15 protein-coding genes and 1 pseudogene are annotated in these 14,249 nt (G+C 71.6%); 6 read left to right on the top strand and 10 right to left on the bottom strand.

Going from position 1 to position 14,249, the window contains the following annotated elements; all coding sequences use genetic code 11:
- Positions 1 to 18: 18 nt before the first annotated feature.
- From ACGFX9_RS26010 to ACGFX9_RS25985, 6 genes and pseudogenes are all read right to left on the bottom strand, one after another.
- Positions 19 to 527: pseudogene (locus tag ACGFX9_RS26010) on the bottom strand (transposase); the annotation flags it as partial.
- A gap of 103 nt (positions 528 to 630) precedes the next feature.
- Positions 631 to 966, bottom strand: coding sequence for a helix-turn-helix domain-containing protein (locus ACGFX9_RS26005; protein WP_393476542.1), 336 nt, complete (start codon positions 964 to 966; stop codon positions 631 to 633).
- The gene (locus tag ACGFX9_RS26000) at positions 963 to 1,127 is read right to left on the bottom strand and encodes a hypothetical protein (protein WP_393476540.1); all 165 of its coding nucleotides are present in this window, start codon (positions 1,125 to 1,127) and stop codon (positions 963 to 965) included. Before ACGFX9_RS26000 ends, ACGFX9_RS26005 begins: the two co-directional genes overlap by 4 nt.
- An 82-nt stretch (positions 1,128 to 1,209) precedes the next feature.
- Positions 1,210 to 2,724 (bottom strand): PTS transporter subunit EIIC, encoded by a 1,515-nt coding sequence (locus ACGFX9_RS25995; RefSeq protein ID WP_393476537.1) that lies wholly within the window; start codon positions 2,722 to 2,724, stop codon positions 1,210 to 1,212.
- A gap of 71 nt (positions 2,725 to 2,795) precedes the next feature.
- Complete coding sequence (gene murQ / locus ACGFX9_RS25990) at positions 2,796 to 3,794, bottom strand: N-acetylmuramic acid 6-phosphate etherase (RefSeq protein WP_393476534.1); 999 nt, start codon at positions 3,792 to 3,794, stop codon at positions 2,796 to 2,798.
- 60 nt (positions 3,795 to 3,854) lie between these two features.
- Positions 3,855 to 4,778 (bottom strand): MurR/RpiR family transcriptional regulator, encoded by a 924-nt coding sequence (locus ACGFX9_RS25985; RefSeq protein WP_393476531.1) that lies wholly within the window; start codon positions 4,776 to 4,778, stop codon positions 3,855 to 3,857.
- A 110-nt stretch (positions 4,779 to 4,888) separates the two neighbouring features.
- Here ACGFX9_RS25985 and ACGFX9_RS25980 point away from each other — a divergent pair, with 110 nt between their 5' ends.
- The 3 genes from ACGFX9_RS25980 (at position 4,889) to ACGFX9_RS25970 (ending at position 5,872) form a co-directional block, all read left to right on the top strand.
- Entirely contained in the window at positions 4,889 to 5,245 is a 357-nt protein-coding gene (locus ACGFX9_RS25980; protein ID WP_393476528.1) for a hypothetical protein, read from the top strand.
- A complete protein-coding gene (locus tag ACGFX9_RS25975; protein WP_393476525.1) occupies positions 5,242 to 5,508 on the top strand; it encodes a DUF4031 domain-containing protein in 267 nt (88 codons plus the stop codon). The genes ACGFX9_RS25980 and ACGFX9_RS25975 overlap by 4 nt, the downstream gene beginning before the upstream one ends.
- A gap of 61 nt (positions 5,509 to 5,569) precedes the next feature.
- Positions 5,570 to 5,872 (top strand): NIPSNAP family protein, encoded by a 303-nt coding sequence (locus ACGFX9_RS25970; protein ID WP_393476522.1) that lies wholly within the window; start codon positions 5,570 to 5,572, stop codon positions 5,870 to 5,872.
- Here the strand turns inward: ACGFX9_RS25970 and ACGFX9_RS25965 are convergent.
- From ACGFX9_RS25965 to ACGFX9_RS25955, 3 genes are all read right to left on the bottom strand, one after another.
- Complete coding sequence (locus tag ACGFX9_RS25965) at positions 5,855 to 7,084, bottom strand: Cmx/CmrA family chloramphenicol efflux MFS transporter (RefSeq protein ID WP_393476519.1); 1,230 nt, start codon at positions 7,082 to 7,084, stop codon at positions 5,855 to 5,857. The two genes, ACGFX9_RS25970 and ACGFX9_RS25965, sit on opposite strands and share 18 nt — an antisense overlap.
- 239 nt (positions 7,085 to 7,323) lie before the next feature.
- Complete coding sequence (locus ACGFX9_RS25960) at positions 7,324 to 8,400, bottom strand: GNAT family N-acetyltransferase (protein ID WP_393476516.1); 1,077 nt, start codon at positions 8,398 to 8,400, stop codon at positions 7,324 to 7,326.
- 20 nt (positions 8,401 to 8,420) lie between these two features.
- On the bottom strand, positions 8,421 to 9,080 hold the full coding sequence (locus ACGFX9_RS25955) for a hypothetical protein (protein WP_393476513.1): 660 nt from the start codon (positions 9,078 to 9,080) through the stop codon (positions 8,421 to 8,423).
- 90 nt (positions 9,081 to 9,170) lie between these two features.
- On the opposite strand from ACGFX9_RS25955, the gene ACGFX9_RS25950 reads away from it, so the two are divergent.
- A complete protein-coding gene (locus tag ACGFX9_RS25950; protein WP_393476510.1) occupies positions 9,171 to 9,842 on the top strand; it encodes a maleylpyruvate isomerase family mycothiol-dependent enzyme in 672 nt (223 codons plus the stop codon).
- A gap of 123 nt (positions 9,843 to 9,965) precedes the next feature.
- Here the strand turns inward: ACGFX9_RS25950 and ACGFX9_RS25945 are convergent, their stop codons facing one another.
- Positions 9,966 to 10,907: a hypothetical protein gene (locus ACGFX9_RS25945; RefSeq protein ID WP_393476507.1), complete on the bottom strand. Its 942-nt coding sequence runs from the start codon at positions 10,905 to 10,907 to the stop codon at positions 9,966 to 9,968.
- 184 nt (positions 10,908 to 11,091) lie between these two features.
- Between ACGFX9_RS25945 and ACGFX9_RS25940 the strand changes: the two genes are divergently transcribed.
- Positions 11,092 to 13,371, top strand: a complete 2,280-nt coding sequence (locus ACGFX9_RS25940) for a heavy metal translocating P-type ATPase (RefSeq protein WP_393476504.1) — start codon at positions 11,092 to 11,094, stop codon at positions 13,369 to 13,371.
- 168 nt (positions 13,372 to 13,539) lie between these two features.
- Positions 13,540 to 14,229 carry a copper homeostasis protein CutC gene (locus tag ACGFX9_RS25935; RefSeq protein WP_393476501.1) on the top strand — a complete coding sequence of 230 codons (690 nt, stop codon included), beginning with the start codon at positions 13,540 to 13,542 and terminating at the stop codon, positions 14,227 to 14,229.
- The last annotated feature ends 20 nt before the right edge of the window (positions 14,230 to 14,249 follow it).

Below are 14,249 nucleotides of genomic sequence, written 5' to 3'. Positions count from 1 at the left end.
CCCGCCTCACCCGCCGCGCTTGAGGCGGTTGATGCACCGCTCGACGGTGTTGCGCTGCTTGTAGGCGTCGCGGTCGAAGGCCGGTGGTCTGCCGCCTTGTCTGCCGCGCCGCAGCCGGTGGGCCTGCTGGTCCGCCGGGACGGGGATCACCGCGCGGATCCCGCGTTTGTGCAGGTGCGCGCGGATCGCACGTGAGGAGTACGCCTTGTCCGCCAGGACCACGTCCGGCCTCGTGCGGGGCCGCCCGCGTCGGCGCGGAACACGCAGACGCGCCATCACCTGGGTAAAAGCGGGTGCGTCGCCCGCCTGTCCGGCGGTGAGATGAAAGGTCAGGGGGCGGCAACTGGTGTCGGCAGCGAGGTGGATCATCGTGGTTAATCCACCACGGGATCGGCCTGGCCGATCAGCGTGGTGAACACCCGCTCCCAGGTGCCGTCGCGGGCCCACATCCGCAGCCGGTTGTAGACGCCTCGCCAGTTTCCGAACTTCTCCGGTAGGTGGACCCACTGCGTTCCGGTCTGGAACTTGCCCTGGAAGGTTTTCGCGCCGGTCTGGATGCCGTTGCCCGCGCCCGTGCCGACGCCGATCTTTGGGGGGCGGTCGGACGGCCGCAGAGCGGGCGCGGGTGACTCAGGCCGCCGGGTGGGCGATGAACGTGACCTCCTCGTGGTCGTCGTCCAGGGCGATGCTCAATGAGGCGTCCAGTGCCCTGGTCAGTCTGCGCAGCAAGGGCAGGGTGGGGACGGCGTCGGCGCCTTCCACTCGGGAGACCTTGGCCTGGGTGAGCCCGGCGCGCTCGGCGAGCTGGGCCTGCGAGAGCCCCAGCTCCTTGCGGCGGTCGTACACGGCCTTGGCGAAGGCCATCGCGAGGCGGATCTCGGCGCGGTCGGCCTGCGCCTCGGGGGACTCGGCGTGTCCCTCGACGAGCTGCTTCTCGCGGCCCAGCTTCCAACGGCTGTGGTTCATCGTCCGTCCCCCTTCTCGTCGCGGCTGTACGTCGCGTGGGCGGGTTCGTGCTCGGCGGCGCACACCTTACGAGCTGCCACCGCACGGACCACCTGACCTGTCTCGCGCACTCGGGTCTTACGGAAGACCGTAAGGAGCAGCAGCTCCAGCCAGACGCGCACCAGCGACGCTTCACCGGATCGAGTGCGAGCGGCCCCGGCTGTTGGGTGTCGCCCGCGCTCAGCACCCTGCGGTCGTGAAGCCTCAGACCTTGGCCGGTGCCGCTTCCTGCGGTGTCGGGTCGACCGCCGGGGCGGGGGAGTCCGGCGTCGGCTCGGCCGGTGCGGGCGGCTCCGCGTTCAGTTCCACCAGCATCTGCTTGCTGAAGCCGAAGAAGTACGTCGCGAAGAAGCCCACGAGATAGCCGACCAGGAGGCCGCCGCCGTAGACCGCGATCGTCAGGCCCAGGCCCTTGTTGCCGTCCAGGAGGGGGAACAGGGCCCAGCCCGAGGGGCCGATCGCCGTGGAGCCGACCTTGTCGCCGATCATCGAGAAGAAGCCGACGAACGCGCCGCCCGCCGCGCCGCCCACGCAGGCCGTGATGAAGGGGCGGCCGAGGGGGAGCGAGACGCCGTAGATGAGGGGTTCGCCGACTCCCAGGAAGCCTGCGGGGAGCGCCGACTTGATCGTCGTACGGATTGAGGTGTTGTGCTTGAGGCGCTTGTAGACCGCGATCGCGCAACCCACCTGGCCCGCGCCCGCCATCGCCAGGATGGGGAGGAGGACCGTGAAGCCCTGCTGCTCGATCAGCGTGGTGTGGATCGGGATCAGGGCCTGGTGCAGGCCCAGCATGACCAAGGGGAGGAAGAGGCCGCCCAGGACCAGGCCCGCGAAGGCGCCGGTGTTGTCCAGGAGCCAGTTCGCCGCCGTGCCGATGCCCGTCGAGAACTCGCCCGCCAGGAACATCAGGCCGAAGATCGTGACCAGGCCGGAGAGGAGGACCGTGAGGGTGGGAGTGACCAGGACGTCCAGGGACTCTGGGACCCAGCGTCTGCACCACTTCTCGATGTAGGTGGCGAGGACCGCCGCGCCGAGTGCGCCCAGTACACCGCCTTGGCCCGGGGAGAGCTTCTGGCCGAACGCCTCGATGTTCGCCACGCCCGCGTAGACGATGATCGCCGCCACCGCGCCGCCCAGGATCGGCGTACCGCCGAACTCCTTCGCCGTGTTGAAGCCCACGAACACCGCGATCAGCGCCATGAAGCCGGAGGCGATCGCGGCCAGGGCCGGGGTGATCGCCGGGAGCCACTGAAGGTTGATCAGGAGGCCGTTGATGCCCGCGATGATGCCGCAGCCGATGAGGGCCGGGATCAGCGGGACGAAGATGTTCGCGATGCGGCGCAGGAAGAGCTTGAAGGGGGTTGCGTTCTTCGCCTTCCTGGCCGCCCTGATCTCGGCGCCTTGCGCCGCCAGTTCACCGGCGGTCACCGTGTGCTCAGGAGACACGGGAGTGGCCGACCGTTCCTCCTCCACCAGCGCCTCGAACTCCGGGGTGACACGGGCGACCGTGCCCGGGCCGAGCACGATCTGGTACGTGTCGTCCTCGACCACGCCCATCACGGCGGGCAGTGCCTTCAGGGCCTCGTCGTCGACCAGCGAACGGTCGGCGAGGCCAAGGCGCAGGCGCGTCATGCAGTGGACGATCGACGTGACGTTCTGGGCACCGCCTACGAGGGGAAGGATCGCGGCGGCTGTGGCGCGGTTCTTGTCTGTTGCCATGGTGCGGGGTGCCTTGCTGTGCGTGCGTGCGTACGGGGTGGCGCTGGCGCTGTTCTTCCAGTGGCTGAGGGTCAGGGGTTGCGGCGAGAGCTGTGCGCGGTGTCCAGGGCTGCCCTGAGGTGGCCGCCCGATGACGCGAGCAGCTCTGCGGCCGTGGGGCCGTCGACCGAGCCGAGGATGGTGAGGATGGCGTTCTTGACCTCCCCGTCGGTGGCGGCGAGGGCGGCCTCGATCTCCGTGTCGGAGGCGCCGGTGGCGAGGGCGACGATCCGCCGCGAGCGGGCGCGCAGCTTCTCGTTCGACGCGCGTACGTCCACCATCAGGTTTCCGTAGGTCTTGCCCAGGCGGATCATGGTGATCGTCGACAGCATGTTCAGGACGAGCTTTTGGGCTGTCCCTGCCTTCAACCGGGTGGATCCGGTGAGGAGTTCGGGGCCTACGACGACCTCGATGCCGTGGTCGGCGGCTGCCGCGAGGGCGCTGTCCGCGTTGCAGGAGAGGCCGATGGTCAGGGCGCCCTGCCGCCGGGCGTGCTCGACCGCGCCGATGGCGTACGGGGTGCGGCCCGACGCGGAGACCCCGACGACCACGTCGTCCGCCGTGAGCCGCAGCCCGTCCAGGTCCTTCGCCGCGAGCTCCTTGCTGTCCTCCGCGCCCTCGACCGCCGTGACCATGGCGCTCGGGCCGCCCGCGATGAGGCCCACGACCTCTTCGGGGTCGGTGTTGAAGGTGGGCGGGCACTCGGAGGCGTCGAGCACCCCGAGGCGCCCGGCCGTCCCGGCTCCCGCGTAGATGAGCCGGCCGCCGCGGGCCATGCGCTCGGCGGTGCCGTCGATGGCGGCGGCGATCGCGGGGAGCTGTTCGGCGACCGCCGTCGGCACGGTGGCGTCCTCGCCGTTCATGATCCGCGCGATCTCTTCGGTGGGCAGCCGGTCGATCTCGGAGAGCTCGGGCCGGAACGCCTCGGTGGTGAGCGTGTCCAGCTGGGCGCGGAGCTCGCCGTACGTGTCGCCGCTGCCGGGAGCGGGGGAGGGGGAGGACGAGGGAGTGTCGTCGGTCGTGGAGGTCATGAGGTGCGGCTCTTTCGTGATCCGTGTGCGTCGAGGGGGGTGGCGGGTGCTGCCGGGAGGTCAGCGGCTGCCGCCGCGCGGGCTGTGCCGGTGCGCGAGGGCTTCGTACGAGGCGGCGAGTGCGGGCGCCGCGGTCTCGTACGTCCGCTGGGCGACGCCCACGAACAGGCAGTCCACGACGAGCAGCTGGCTCGTGCGGGAGGACATCGCGGCGGGCCTGAGCTCGCTCTCGCGCGCGGTGGAGGTGGTCAGTATGTGATCCGCGTACTGCGAGACGGGGCTGCCGGGGCGCCCGGTGATCGCGATGGTCGTCGCCCCGCGCTCGAAGGCCACCCGCAGCGGCTCGATGACGTCGCCGGTCGAGCCGGAGTGGGTGATCGCGATCGCCACGTCCTTGTTGTGCAGGGTGACGGCGTTCGTGACCGCCAGGTGCGGGTCGGAGTGCGCGTGGGCGATGTGCCCGATGCGCAGCAGCTTCTGGGCGAGGTCCTGGGCGACGAGGCCGGAGGCGGCGACTCCGTAGATCTCGGCGCGGGGGGCGACGGCGAGCGCGGCGACGGCGGCGCCGAGCTGGACGGTGTCGAGCCCGGCCGCGGTGTCGGCGAGGGTCTGCTGCTCGTCGTAGGCGAGCTTCGCCACGACGTCCGCGATGGGGTCGTCGACCGCGATGTCGGCGGTGACGGCGGGGGCACGGCCGGACTGCTGCTGGGCGGCGAGTCCGGCCAGGGCAAGGCGCAGGTCGCGGTAGCCGGGGTAGCCGAGGAGGCGGGCCGTGCGGACCACCGTGGCCTCGCTGGTGCCGGTGAGCTCGGCGAGGCCGGTGACCGTGAGGGCGGCGCAGCCCGCGGGGTCGTGGGCCACGGCTTCGGCGACCAGTTGCATGGAGCGGGTCATGGACGGCGCGAGGGTCCGCACCTTGGCCGCCAAGGCGGCCGGGGCGGGGGGCGCCGCACCCGCGAAAATTTCCTTCACGTCATTGGTCACGCTTGAAAGATATTTTCGGAGGGCGGATGGGTCAAGACCCTTCCGGTGCCGAAGGGCGCGGGCGCTGGTCCCATGGGGGCGGATCTTGGGGTGGGGTGGACAATGGCTGCATGGACGCGATCGACCCCTTGGAGCAGGCGCTGCACGCCGCCCGCGCACTTGTCCTCGCCGACCTCGTGACCCGCGAGGTCGCGGAGGCCGAGGTCGTCTCGCTGGTCGAGGCGGCCGTGGCGCACCGCCGCTGGTGGGTCGAGCAGTGGCCCGACGGCGTCGAGTACGTCGCGGGCCTCGTCGCCCAGGACGTCCAGGACGCGCTCCTGGAGCGCTACGGCCGCTGGCCGCTGTGCCCCGTCTGCGGCGGCGGCGACCCCCACGCGCTCGAAGTGGAACCGGAGCTCGGGCCCGACCCGCACTGGGTGTGCGGCAAGGCGGGCGTCGTCGTGGCCCCCGTGGGCAGCCTCGCGTGACGGTGTACATAGACCCGCCGACCTGGCCCGGCCACGGCCGCATGTGGTCCCACCTGGTCAGCGACGTCTCGTACGAGGAACTGCACACGTTCGCCGCGGGTATCGGCGCGCCGGAGCGTGCCTTCGAGCGCGACCACTACGACATCCCCTCGCACCGCTACGAGGACGCGGTGCGGGCGGGCGCGGTCGAGGTCGGCTCCAAGGAACTCGTGCGCAGGCTTACGGACGCGGGGCTGCGGAGGCCGAAGGGGCGGCCCGCGTAGAGCGTGGAGCGGGCGAAAAAGGGCAGGCCTGTGGGGTGCGGTCGAGCCTAGGGTGACGCGCATGATCACGGTTCACCTGAAGTACGAGATCGACCCCGACCGCATCGCCGACTTCGAGGAGTACGGCCGCCGTTGGGTCGTCCTGGTCAACCGCTTCGGCGGCGACCACCACGGCTACTTCCTGCCCAGTGAGGGCGACAGCGACATCGCGTACGCCCTCTTCTCCTTCCCGAGCTTCGCCGCGTACGAGCAGTACCGCACTGACAGCGCGAGCGACCCCGAGTGCCAGGAGGCCATCGAACTTGCACGCCGGACGGGGTGCATCCGGCGCTACGAGCGGCGGTTTCTACGGCCCCTGGAGTGAAGGCCCCTGGAGTGAAGGCTCCTTGCGGGCGGCTTCGGCTGACGAAGTCGTCACCACGCGGCTCGGGGTCCTGCGGTGCAGCCGCAGGGAGACGGTGACCGCGGCGATGGCCACCGCCGTCATGGCCGCGCCCGCCCACGCGGTCGAGGCGTAGCCGAGGTCGAGGTCGATGACCGTGCCGCCGAGCCAGGGGCCGCCCGTGTTGCCGAGGTTGAAGGCCGCCGTCGTGGTGGCTCCCGCCAGGGTGGGGGCGGCGCCCGCGACGTTGAACATGCGGGCGTTGAGGGCCGGGGCGGTGTAGAAGGCGGAGAACCCGATGAGGAACGAGAGGGTGACCGCGACGGCCGCCGTGCCGGAGAAGAGCGCGAGGGCGACGAGGAGGAGCGTCGACGCGGCGACGCCGCTCAGCATGACCCCGAAGAGGTGCGCGTCGGCGATGCGGCCGCCGACGACGGTACCGATGAGCGCGCCCGCCCCGAAGAGGCCGAGGACGGTCGGGACCCAGCCCTCGTCGAGGCCTGCGACGTCCGTCAGGAGCGGGGAGAGGTACGAGAACGCGCAGAAGACACCGCCCGCCGCGAGCGCGGTGATGGCGATGGAGAGCCAGACCTGCCGGTCGCGGTAGATGGTCAGCTCCCGCTTCAGCTGCGGTTTCTCGGCCGGGAGCGGGATGCGGGGGATGAGCGTGAGGACGCCGACGAGGGCGATCGCGGAGGCGGCGCCGACGGCCCAGAAGGCCGAACGCCAGCCGAAGTTGTCCCCGAGGAACGCGCCGGCGGGAACGCCGAGGACGTTCGCGATGGAGAGCCCGCCGATCATCACCGCCATGGCGCGGGCGCGCTGGTCGACCGGCACCATCGCGATGGCGACGGCGGCGCCGACCGCCCAGAACCCGGCGCAGGCGAAGGCGCTGATGACGCGGGACGCGAAGAGGATCTCGTACGAGGGAGCGAGGGCCCCTGCGACCTGGCCGAGCCCGAAGACGGTGATGAGGGCGATGAGGGTCGTGCGGCGGGGGAGACGGAGGGTCGCCACGGCGAGGAGCGGGGCGCCGACGACCATGCCGATGGCGAAGGCGGAGATGAGGAGGCCGGCGCGGGGGATGGAGACGTCCATGTCGTCCGCGATGGGGGGCAGGAGCCCCGAGAGCATGAACTCGCTCGTGCCGAGGGCGAAGACGGCGAGGCCGAGGGTGTAGACGGCTATGGGCATGCTTTTTCCTGGCCTGGGGGCCTTGGGAGCCTTGGGGGCGGGGGCCTTTGGATCAGGTGTCGGCATAACAGTGGGGAACGTTGGGGTGGCGCGTGACATTCCCTGCGGGCCGCGTTCTGCTTGGGTGGGGCGTCGCGCTTCGGGTGCGGGGTAATCGGGTGGGCGGGCGGGAGACATCGCCGCGAAGCGGCGGCAGCTTAGGGCTCCCGCGCTGCGGGGCGCCCGGCTCCCGCACCCCGCTAAGCGCGCCGCAAGTACGCCCTCGCGTTCTCGCGGTCCGAGGCGCGGACGTAACCCGCCCTGGTGACCACCGCCTGGGAGGGCTCGTTGGCGTGGTCGATGACGGCCAGCAGCGCCGAGACCCCGGGACGGGCCAGTGCCCAGTCGGAGAGGGAACGAAGCGCCTCCGAGGCATAACCCCGCCCCCGCGCGCCGACCGCCAGGTCATAGCCGACCTCCGCCACACCCTCCTCGTCCGGCGGCCCGTGGAACCCCATGCCGCCGACAGCGACCTCGTCCTCCGTGCGGACCAGCGCGAACATGCCCCACTCGGGCCGGTGCACCCCGGACGCGTACGCCTTCGCGACCCCCTCCGCAGCTCGCCTGGTCCCGTCGAAGGGCCCGCCCTCGATCCAGGTCAGGCCCCCCGCGCCGCCCATGGCGAGATCCGCCGCCGCTGCCGGGGACACCTCCCGCAGCGTGACCCGGCCGGCCGGGATCGACAGGGCGTTGTGCCAGCGCCACTTGTCGAGGCGAGGGCGCCCCGCAAGGGAACCGCGGCCCGTGGCCCACAGCAGCGTCGCCCAGTGTTCATCGGGCGTGCGCGCGGGCATGACCTGCGGGAAGAGCCAGGCCAGCACGGCCTCGCACAGCGCCGCGGGGGGCGGCTCGGCGTCCACGCCGAGCGCCTGCCCGATGTCGTGCGTATGCAGGAGCAACTCCGCCGTGGCCATCGCGGCGAAGCCTCGCGCGTCCGCGCTCCCGTACGGATAGGGGTGGAAGGCCCGCACCCCGGGAGGTGTGGTCCGTACGACCGCCGAGACCAGGCCCCCGGCCGACTCGATGACGCGGACCGCGTCCTCGGGGCCCGAGCCCTCGTCGAAGGTCACCTCGAAGGGGACCCACGTCTCGGTCTCCCGGGCCGTCAACTGCCCCGCGTATGCGACGAGACACCCCGCGACGTGCTCGGCCGTCTCCAGGCAGCTCCAGTCGAGGCCCCCGGCCTTGACGCTCCAGTCTCGCCCCACCGCCGTACGCAGCACCTTCGCCGCGTGCGCCACGGCTTCCTCGACCTGATCCCCGCCCATGCACAGCATGCGGCGAGAGTACGGGAGCCTCAGTCGCTCAGCAGCTCCATTTCCGTCGCCAGGTTCGCGCGCGCGGGGCCCTCCCACTCGGCGACGCCGTACGGCGTACGGAACAGCCGTGGCAGCGCGAGGAGCTGACCGAGCACCGCGGCGCGGCCGGCACGGAAGGCCTCGTCCGGCACGAAGGCGTACTCCTCGCGGACGGCGGCGGCGTACGCGGCGTACGCGTCCGGGGCGGCGGCCAGGATCGCCAGGTCGGCGTCGCACAGGGCCTCGCCGTTGTGGTCGCCGTCGGCCGGGTCGTGGCTGACGGTGAGGCGGACCAGCCGGGCCACCTCGGCGGTGCGCTCGCCACTCAACCCGGCTTCGGCAAGGGCGCGTTCGGCGAGGCGGGCGCTGCGCTCCTCGTTCTCGGAGCGGTCCGGGGCGTACACGGCGTCGTGGAACCAGGCGGCCAGCCGCACAAGGTCGGGGTCGTCCGCGTGCTCTTCCAGTACGTCGATGTGGTCGAGGACCGCGGCCAGGTGGGCGGTGGTGTGGTAGCGCCGGTGCGGCTCGGCCCAGCGTGCGAGCAGGTTGTCCGCGTAGGGCGCGGGGTCGGGCGCGGGGTCGGGCGTTTGGGGGGTTCCTCCGCTCGCGCGGAGCAGGGTCGCGTGCCAGCGGGCGCGGAGTTCCTTGTCGTCGGCCATGGGGTGACCCTAAAGGCCTGTATACCCGCCAGGGGTATTCCGTGACATCCCACCGTTGCCATGTGCGGCACGACACGGTTGGCTGCCGCCATGACGACCACGAGGATCGACGAGACGTACGACCCCGAGCGCCCCGGGCGCCTTCTGCTGACCGAACGCGACGCCCTGATACCGCTGTTGAGGGACGCGGACGACGCCGCGTACGACGTCCGGACCTGTTGTCCCGGCTGGACGGTGCGTCATGTGCTGGCGCACTGCGGCTCGGCGCTGATGCGGGTGGTCGAGAGGCGCTTCGAGGAGGGCGTGTACTCGCCGGAGAGCAACGAACGCGACATCGCCGAGCGCGCCGACTGGTCCAACTCCCGTGTGGTGGACGAGTTGGAGCGCGGGATGACGGAGGCGGGCGCGGTCATGGTCGCGTACAAGGGGCGGCTTGACGGCGTGGCGCTGGGGGAGTGGGTGCACGCGGGGGATGTGCGGGAGGCGTGGGGTCTGCCGGGTGCGTACGGGGGTGCGGGGCTGTCCGACGCGTTGGCGGTGCTGGGGGAGTACAGCAGGGCGACGTCGGCGCTTTCGCTGCACGCGGATGTCGACGGGTTGGATGAGCCGCTCTCCCTGGGCGTGGCCGACGGCAAGCGGCCCCCGGCCCGCTACATCGGCGATGCGCCGACGCTGATCCGCCTGTGTACGGGCCGTCCCCTGGCGGGGACGCGCTACGAACTGGCGGGGGCGAGGGAGTCGGAACTGCCCATCTTCGACTGAGGCCCACCAAAGCCACCGTGCACGCCCGCGGGCCCGCCGTGGCTTGCTCGCGCAGTTCCCCGCGCCCCTTAAGGGGCTGCGCGACAAGCCGCAGCCGGCCCGCAGTCGGCAAGCCCCGCGCCCTCAATGCGCGTGCCCCGACTCCCCACCCCCACCGGCGGAGCCAACCCGCACGGTGAACGCCGCCGTCCGCACAACCCCCTCATGCTTGAAGTCGAGGAACAGCCGATAAGCGCCCTCGCTAGGAGCCGTCGCCGCGAAGGAGACGCCGGGGCCCGGCTTCGTCCTGCCGTCGCCGGGTTCGCCGGTGGGGTGCACGTGGAGGTAGGCCAGGTCCCCGGAGCGCAGGGCGACCAGGTGGCCGTACGAGCCGAGGTAGGGCTGGAGGTCGGTGACCGGTCGGCCGTTCTTCTCCACGTTCAGGGTCACCTCCGCCGACTTCCCTGGCTTCAACTCGCCCTTGAGGCTGACCTCGTAGCCGTCGACGGACGCCTTCGTGTTGGTCTCGGGCAGCGCCTTCGGGCCGTACTTCCCCGCCACGGCCAAATCCGCTCCCAGCGTCAGCCCCTCCTCCGCGCCCCCAGGCTTGAAGTCGGCGAAGACGCGATAGCCGCCCGCCTCGGGAAGCTCGACCGGCGTCGACCAGGTGCCGTCCGCCGCGCGGACCGGGTGCAGGTGGCGGTAGGTCGTCAGGTCACGTGAGGCGACGATGAGGTGCAGCTCCTTGCCGTGCTCCCTCTCGTACGCCGTGACGTTCTTGCCGGTGCCGTCCTTGACGACGGCGAACCGCAGCTCCTCGCGCTTCTCCGCGTCGATACGCGACGTCTCCAGGTCCAGCGTGTAGCCGCGCTCGGAGATCTGCAGGCCTCCCGGAACGGCTTCCGCGTGCCCGGCGGGCTCCCCTTCCCTCGCCCCCTCCCCCTTCTCGACCCCGTGCTCCCCATGCTCACTCGCCGGCTTCTTCTCCGAGGTCACGGGGTCCACGCCCTTGCCCACCCCGTACGCGGTCCCGAAGGTCGCGGCGACGGCCGCGGCGAAGGCGGTGATCTTCAGTCCGGTGTTCATGACGACTCCCGAGGGACGTAGCGGGCGAACGAGTGGAGCCGCGTGGCCCCGATACCCCTGAAGATACCCCCTGGGGGTACCAAGTCAAGTCCGCGCATCCCTTGCGTTCGGTACCCCCCAGGGGTATATATGAATCTCGTCAGCGGTACCCGCCCCGGGTACCGCGGTAAAGGAGCCCGCAGCCATGTCCACCACTCCCCCTCCCGGCACCACCGAGGTGGCAGAAGTAGAACTCGCCATCGGTGGCATGACCTGCGCCTCGTGCGCCGCCCGGATCGAGAAGAAGCTCAACCGCATGGACGGCGTCGAGGCGACCGTCAACTACGCCACCGAGAAGGCCAAGGTCAGCTACCGGGGCGAGGACATCGCCGTACAGGACCTGATCGCCACCGTCGAGGCCACCGGCTACACCGCCCAGGAGCCCGCCCCGGCCCGCACGGAGCCGGAAGCCGCGGACGACGAAGAGCAGCGGGCCGATGGCGAACTGCGGCCCCTGCGGCAGCGGTTGACCGCGGCCGTCCTGCTCTCCCTCCCCGTCATCGCCATGGCCATGGTCCCCGCCCTCCAGTTCGAGTACTGGCAGTGGCTGTCCCTGACCCTCGCGGCGCCGGTCGTGACGTACGCGGCCTGGCCCTTCCACAAGGCCGCGTACACGAACGCGCGGCACGGCGCGGCGACGATGGACACGCTGATCTCGGTCGGCACGTCGGCGGCGTTCATCTGGTCGCTGTGGGCGCTGTTCTTCGGGACGGCCGGCACTCCCGGCATGACGCACCCCTTCGAGCTGACGATCTCCCGCTCGGACGGCGCGGGGAACATCTACCTGGAGGCCGCGGCGGGCGTCACCGCCTTCATCCTGGCCGGCCGCTACTTCGAGGCCCGCTCCAAGCGCAAGGCGGGCGCCGCCCTGAAGGCGCTGCTCCAGCTGGGCGCCAAGGACGTCACCGTCATCCGTGAGGGTGGCCGCGAAGAGACCATCCCCGTAAGCGACTTGAAGACCGGCGACCGCTTCCTCGTACGGCCCGGCGAGAAGATCGCCACCGACGGCAAGGTCATCGAGGGCGCGTCCGCCGTCGACGCCTCGATGCTCACCGGCGAGTCCGTGCCCGTCGAGGTCGCCAAGGGCGACGCCGTCACCGGCGCCACGCTCAACGTCGGCGGACGGCTCGTCGTCGAGGCCACCCGTGTCGGCGCCGACACCCAGCTCGCCCGCATGGCCAAGCTCGTCGAGGACGCGCAGAACGGCAAGGCCGCCGCTCAACGCCTCGCCGACCGGATCTCGGCCGTCTTCGTGCCGGTCGTCATCGCCCTCGCCGTCGCCACCCTCGGCTTCTGGCTCGGCAACGGCTCCGGTCTGACGGCAGCCTTCACCGCTGCCGTCGCCGTACTGATCATCGCCTGCCCCTGCGCCCTGGGGCTCGCGACGCCGACCGCCCTCATGGTCGGCACCGGGCGCGGCGCCCAGCTCGGCATCCTGATCAAGGGCCCGGAGGTCCTGGAGACGACCCGCAAGGTCGACACGATCGTCCTGGACAAGACCGGCACCGTCACCACCGGCAAGATGACCCTGCTCGCCACGCACACCGCCGACGGCGTCACGGACACCGAAGTCCTGCGCCTGGCAGGGGCGTTGGAGCACTCCTCCGAGCACCCCATCGCACAGGCGGTGGCCACCGGGGCGGCCGGGCAGGTCGGCGCATTGCCCACTCCCGAGGACTTCACCAATGTGCCGGGCCTCGGCGTACAGGGCATCGTCGAGGGCCACGCGGTCCTGGTCGGGCGTGAGGCGCTGCTCGCCGAGTGGGCGATACGGCTTCCCGTTGAGCTGGAGCGAGCGAAGGCGGCGGCCGAGGCGGCGGGACGTACGGCCATCGCGGTCGCCTGGGACGGCGCGGCGCGAGCAGTCCTTGAGGTCGCGGACGCCGTCAAGGAGACGAGCCCCGAGGCGATCCGCCGCCTGCGCGCGCTCGGCCTCACCCCGATCCTGCTGACCGGCGACAACAAGGCGGTCGCGGCATCGGTCGCCGCGGAGGTGGGCATCGCCCCCGATGACGTGATCGCCGAGGTCATGCCGCAGGACAAGGTCGACGTGGTGAAGCGGCTCCAGGCTGAGGGCCGGAGCGTGGCGATGGTCGGCGACGGCGTGAACGACGCGGCGGCGCTGGCCCAGGCCGACCTGGGTCTTGCCATGGGCACGGGCACGGACGCCGCGATCGAGGCGGGCGATCTGACGCTCGTACGAGGAGATCTGCGCGCGGCGGCGGACGCCATCCGTCTCTCCCGCAGGACGCTCGGCACGATCAGGTCGAACCTGTTCTGGGCCTTCGCCTACAACGTGGGCGCGCTGCCGCTGGCCGCCGCGGGCCTGCTGAACCCGATGATCGCGGGCGCCGCGATGGCGTTCTCCTCGGTCTTCGTGGTCGGCAACAGCCTGCGCCTGCGGGGGTTCAAGCCGCTGAGCTGAACCCCGGGCAAGGTGGACGTGTACATGTCCTTACGATCACCCCGGTGCGCTTGGGTCGCACCGGGGTGATCTGCGCGTAGGCTGGGTAATTGGACTAGACCTATATCGGGTAGGACCTATATGGGGTAGATCTCCGACCCGCGGCCCCGGACCAGAAGGAAGACATCCATGAGCAAGCGTGCAGTCCTGGAGGTGATCGCCCTCGACGCCGAGGACGCCGTCGCCGCCCAGGCCGGAGGCGCCGACCGCCTCGAACTGGTCACCGACATGGCCGCGGACGGCCTCACCCCGTCCCGCGAGACCTTTGCCGAGATCCGCGCCGCCGTGGACATCTCCCTGCGCGTGATGCTGCGCCTCGCGGACGGTTTCGCCGCGGGCGACGTCGCCGAACTCCTGCGCCGGGCACGCGAGCTCCGGAGCGCGGGCGCCGACGAGTTCGTGCTCGGCTTCCTCGACGAGACGGGCGGCGCCGACATCGCCGTAGTGGAAGAGCTGGCCGACGCGCTGGACGGCTGCCGCTGGACCTTCCACCGGGCCATCGACCGCGCCCCCGACCGCGACGCCCTGCGAAAGCAGCTCGCGGACCTGCCCGGCCTCGACACCTACCTCACCGCGGGCGCGGCGACGGGCGTGGACGACGGCCTGCCCACGCTGCTCGCCGAGGCCGCGCGCTCCGGCGAACCGGGCTACGAGCAGCGGATCCTGGTGGGCGGCGGCCTCCGCCTCGACCACCTTCCCCGGCTCAAGGCGGCGGGCGTCGACGCGTTCCACATCGGCGGGGCCTCGCGGCCGGACGGCTGGTCGGCGCCGGTCTCCGTGGACGCGGTACGGGAGTGGCGCGAGGCGCTGGACGCCTGAGCGCTATCCGTGCGGGATGC

The sequence above is a fragment of the Streptomyces sp. NPDC048436 genome (genome assembly GCF_043200355.1).
Lineage (GTDB): Bacteria > Actinomycetota > Actinomycetes > Streptomycetales > Streptomycetaceae > Streptomyces.
The sequence above is the reverse complement of the archived record's forward strand: the minus strand, read 5'-3'. Positions and strand labels throughout refer to the sequence as shown.

What these genes read in the sequence shown, in the direction of transcription:
- ACGFX9_RS25935 (WP_393476501.1), top strand. Translation starts at nt 13,540, where the DNA reads ATGAGCAAGCGTGCAGTCCTGGAGGTGATCGCCCTCGACGCCGAGGAC.
- ACGFX9_RS26005 (WP_393476542.1), bottom strand. Translation starts at nt 966, where the DNA reads ATGAACCACAGCCGTTGGAAGCTGGGCCGCGAGAAGCAGCTCGTCGAG.
- ACGFX9_RS25970 (WP_393476522.1), top strand. Translation starts at nt 5,570, where the DNA reads ATGATCACGGTTCACCTGAAGTACGAGATCGACCCCGACCGCATCGCC.
- ACGFX9_RS25945 (WP_393476507.1), bottom strand. Translation starts at nt 10,907, where the DNA reads ATGAACACCGGACTGAAGATCACCGCCTTCGCCGCGGCCGTCGCCGCG.
- ACGFX9_RS25980 (WP_393476528.1), top strand. Translation starts at nt 4,889, where the DNA reads ATGGACGCGATCGACCCCTTGGAGCAGGCGCTGCACGCCGCCCGCGCA.
- ACGFX9_RS25960 (WP_393476516.1), bottom strand. Translation starts at nt 8,400, where the DNA reads ATGCTGTGCATGGGCGGGGATCAGGTCGAGGAAGCCGTGGCGCACGCG.
- ACGFX9_RS25995 (WP_393476537.1), bottom strand. Translation starts at nt 2,724, where the DNA reads ATGGCAACAGACAAGAACCGCGCCACAGCCGCCGCGATCCTTCCCCTC.
- ACGFX9_RS25965 (WP_393476519.1), bottom strand. Translation starts at nt 7,084, where the DNA reads ATGCCCATAGCCGTCTACACCCTCGGCCTCGCCGTCTTCGCCCTCGGC.
- ACGFX9_RS25940 (WP_393476504.1), top strand. Translation starts at nt 11,092, where the DNA reads ATGTCCACCACTCCCCCTCCCGGCACCACCGAGGTGGCAGAAGTAGAA.
- murQ (WP_393476534.1), bottom strand. Translation starts at nt 3,794, where the DNA reads ATGACCTCCACGACCGACGACACTCCCTCGTCCTCCCCCTCCCCCGCT.
- ACGFX9_RS25950 (WP_393476510.1), top strand. Translation starts at nt 9,171, where the DNA reads ATGACGACCACGAGGATCGACGAGACGTACGACCCCGAGCGCCCCGGG.
- ACGFX9_RS25955 (WP_393476513.1), bottom strand. Translation starts at nt 9,080, where the DNA reads ATGGCCGACGACAAGGAACTCCGCGCCCGCTGGCACGCGACCCTGCTC.